Source organism: Acidiphilium sp. 34-64-41, from assembly GCF_002282635.1.
Taxonomy (GTDB): Bacteria; Pseudomonadota; Alphaproteobacteria; order Acetobacterales; family Acetobacteraceae; genus Acidiphilium; species Acidiphilium rubrum.
Window position 1 is genome coordinate 1 of the sequence record NZ_NCJX01000149.1, and the last position, 4,079, is coordinate 4,079.

General features: G+C 62.7%; 3 protein-coding genes. 1 reads left to right on the forward strand and 2 read right to left on the reverse strand.

The window, feature by feature from the left end:
• Positions 1-601: 601 nt before the first annotated feature.
• Both istB and istA read right to left on the reverse strand, forming a co-directional pair.
• Complete coding sequence (gene istB / locus B7X49_RS18265; protein WP_286840564.1) at positions 602-1,411, reverse strand: IS21-like element helper ATPase IstB; 810 nt, start codon at positions 1,409-1,411, stop codon at positions 602-604.
• Complete coding sequence (istA, locus tag B7X49_RS18270) at positions 1,408-2,883, reverse strand: IS21 family transposase (RefSeq protein WP_286840566.1); 1,476 nt, start codon at positions 2,881-2,883, stop codon at positions 1,408-1,410. The genes istB and istA overlap by 4 nt, the downstream gene beginning before the upstream one ends.
• Positions 2,884-3,065: 182 nt before the next feature.
• Between istA and B7X49_RS18275 the strand changes: the two genes are divergently transcribed.
• Positions 3,066-4,079, forward strand: a 1,014-nt coding sequence (locus B7X49_RS18275; protein WP_286840568.1) for an AI-2E family transporter, incomplete at its 3' end; no start/stop codon positions are given.

Here is a 4,079-nt window from a genome sequence, read left to right on the forward strand (position 1 = left end):
CCTCGCCGGTGACCTGCCGAAATACACCACCACCATCGAAACCAAGGTCAGCACCCTCAAAGCCGCCACCCTTGGCCGACTCACGAAACTGGTGCAGACTAATAACAGCCCAAACGCCATCCCCTCGCCGGCGTCCCGGTCGACCGCATCGCAATCCCCCTCGCAGCCAGCGCACGCCGGCAAATCAGCCCCGGCCCAGGCCCAGCCGGCGCCCTCGGCAAACTCGCGCTGGGGCATGGCGAAGGAGTTCCTCACCCCCATCCTCTCGCCGCTTGCAACACTCGGCATCGTCTTCATCGTGGCCATTTTCGCGCTCCTCCAAAGTGAAGATTTGCGCGATCGCCTGATCCGCCTACTTGGCGCCGACGACATCCACCGCACAACCATCGCCATGGACGATGCCGACAGCCGCTTGCGGCGCTATTTCCTCACCCAACTCACCGTCAACACCGCGTTCGGCCTGGTTGTCTGTAGCGCGACAATCTGGATGAGAACGCCCGTCAATCAGGATGAGAAAAATCCGACCGCGATGTCGCGCAGGGTAGCCTGTCGTGATTTGGTTGCAAGGGGTAATTTCAAGCTGATTGACGCGGCGCGACAATCAGGAAGATGTTTTGGGGGTTTGCCGGGTGGTGGGTCGACCTGGGGCTCGTTTTCGCTCGATTGCGACGCGGCGCCGGTAGCTTTCGACGTTCATTTCCAGAATTGTGGCGTGGTGAACGAGGCGATCTACGGCGGCTAGCGTCATAGCCTGGTCGGGGAAAATCTTGTTCCATTCCCCGAAGGCCTGATTGGCGGTGATGAGGATCGAGCGATGTTCATATCGCCGGCTGATCAACTCGAAAAGAACCGAGGTCTCGGCCTGATCCTTGGTGACGTAGGAGATGTCGTCGAGGATGAGCAGGTGGTATCGATCGAGTTTGGTGATCGCCGCTTCGAGGTTGAGTTCCTGCCGCGCGATTTGCAGGCGTTGAACGAGATCGGTGGTCCGGGTGAACAGGACACGGAACCCGGCTTCGATGAGTTCGCGACCGATGGCTGCCGCGAGATGGCTTTTACCCACGCCCGGCGGGCCGAACACGAGACAATTGTTTCCGGTCTCGATCCAGGCATTGCCGGTTGCGAGGGCGGTGATGTGGGCCTTGCTGATGACGGGTACGGCACTGAAGTCAAAATTATCGAGGGATTTTCCGATTGGCAGGCGGGCATCGAGCAAATGGCGTTCGGTGCGTCGCCGTTCGCGATCGGCGAGTTCATGCTCGGCCAGGGCAGCGAGGAAGCGTGCTGCCGGCCAGCCTTCCTTGTCCGATTGGGCGGCAATATCGGGCCAGAGCTGCTTGATGGTCGGCAGGCGGAGTTCACCGAGCAGAAAGGCGACGCGAGCGGCGTCGGCCGCGGCATTGGGGTTCATGCGGCATCTCCACGGTTGATGGTGCCAAGCTCGTCGTACAGTCCGAGCGACACAGCCTTGATCACGACCATCGGCATGCTGGTGCTGGCGGGGCGGAAGCGTTCACGAAGGAGATCGAGGCTGGGGAGGCGACCGGCATCGAGTTCGATCTCGAGCACACGGGCGAGTTCGGCTTCGCAGGCGAAATCATGGGCGAGGCCGAGCAATTCGACGGTGATCTTGCAGGCGGCCTTGTCGGATCGGCGTTTGGCCAACGCCTCATAGGCGCGGGCGTAGGCGGGGCGTGGGAACAACTGGTCGCGATAGACGAGGTTGCGCAAGGCGGCCGGTTTGCGGCGCAGGGCATGGATCACGTGATGATAATCGATGACGTGGCCATGCTTGCCGTTGGCATGGTCAGCGCGACCGCGGGCCAAAGTGAGCACGCGACTGCCGCCGAGAAAGCATTCGAGTCGGTCATCATAGAGCCGCACGCGCAGCCGTTGCCCGATCATCCGGGCGGGCACCGTGTAGAAGACTTTGCGCAGTACGAAGCCGCTGGAGGAGGTCACCCCCACCAAGGTCTCCTCGTAATCGATCGTGCGGTCGTTGGGGAGCGGTCTGAGAGTGGCGCGCTCGATGCTGATGGCCTTGCTCCGCCGGGCATTATGGCGGGCGAAGTGCTCGTCGATGAACTGGCGGTAGGCGGTCAGGTTCTCGAAAGCACGGCTACCACGGAGCAGCAGGGCGTCGGCGATGGTTTTCTTGGTATGACCATGAGAGCTTTCGATCGTGCCGTTCTCATGCGCAACGCCGGTGTTGTTGCGGGTCGGCGTCATGTCGAAATGCGCGCAAAGGTTGGCATAGCGCGTGGTCAGATCCTCGATCGCGTCGTGATCGAGATTGCGGAAAGCAGCCGAAAGACTGTCGGTGCGGTGCTGCAAAGGCGCGCCTCCGAGGGCGAACAGCGCGTTCTGCAAACCCACGGCGAGAGCGGAATAGCTCTCCCCGCCGAGGATCACGTGGCCATGCTCGAAGCCGGAATGGGCCAGCCGGAAATGGTACAGGATATGATCCAGCACGCGACCGGCGACGATGACACCGAGGTCGGCAAGGTCGGTGAAATCCGACAGACCCTGTTCGCCGGGGGGATGGGTCTGGCGGAACATGACCTCCTGCTCTGGCCCATGCAGGCCACGCCAAAGTTTGATTCTTCGTTCCAGCGTGCGTCTGATTCCGGGATCGAGTTCCGGATGCCGCCGGCCCAGCTCCTCCAGCACCGCGACGGCGCGTAGGCCAGGTGCAGCGGCGAGCATCGGCACAACCTCGGCATCCCAGACCGCCTCGAGCGGATCAGGGCGCCGGCGTTGCCGCAGTGGCCTCTCGACAGCGGGCAAGTACGACCCCTGTTCGAGCCGATAGCCGGTCGCGGTGCTGAATCCGCTCCTGGCCGCGGCCTGCTGCGGGGTAGCCCCCTCAATACGTAATGTCATGAACAATCTCTTCTGCTGAACGGTGATTGGGCAACCGGTCAAAGTCGTGGCTCCTGAGATGGAGCCAGACACTACCCGGCCGATCACGGCCAGCCAGACAGGTCTCGAAAGAAACCCGTTCCTGGGTGGGATCCTGCTCGGGCTACGCCCTCCCAGAATCCCACCCAGGATTCTCATCCTGATTGTCGCGCATTCTCATGCTGATTGTCGCGCGGCAGGTTGTCGGCATCGGCCTGTTCATCATCGGCGTCCCAAACCCTGTTCTCTGGGGGGTCCTCTCGGCGCTGCTGCGCTTCATCCCCTACATCGGCTCGTTCATCTCCGCCCTGCTGCCGATCGCCCTGGCCGCCGGCGTCGAGCCCGGCTGGTCGATGGCGCTCTGGACTGCAGCCCTCTACGTCGTTGTCGAAGGCATCACCGGCCAGGCGATCGAGCCGTTGGTCTATGGCCACAGCACCGGCATCTCGCCCTTCGCCGTCGTGGTGGCCGCCATCTTCTGGTCCTGGGTCTGGGGCCCGGTCGGCCTGTTCCTGTCCACGCCGCTCACCCTGTGCCTGGTGGTCCTGGGCCGTAACGTCAAACGCCTGGAGTTCCTCGATGTCATGTTCGGCGACCGCCCCGCCCTCAGCCCGGTCGAAAGCTTCTATCAGCGCATCCTGGCTGAAGACGGCGATGAAGTGCTCGAACAGGCTGAAATACTGCTCAAAGAAATGCCGCTCTCGGAGTATTACGACGACGTCGCCCTCAAAGGCATGCAACTCGCCGCCATTGATGCCGAACGCGGCGTACTCGCCGCCGATCAGCTCGAGACCGTCAAAAAAACCATCTACGAGCTGGTCGAAAGCCTGACCGAACACATCGGAAAGCGCAACGACCCGGCCGATGCCACCGATCCGTTATCCGCAGGCGCACCCCCGCTGGACGGCGCCCCCGCCATCCTCAGCATCGCCGGCCGCGGCCCACTCGACGAACCGGCCTCCGCCATGCTGGTGCACCTCCTGCAGGACCAGGGCATCGCCGCCCGAATGGTCAGATACAACGACGTTTCCCGCCACACCCTGCAAAACCTCGACGTCAGCAACGTCGCCATGGCCTCAATCGCATATCTCGACATCAGCGGCAGCCCCGCTCACTTGCGCTACCTGATCCGCCGCCTCCGGCGCTACCTGCCCCCCGGCACGCCAATCCTCGTCGGA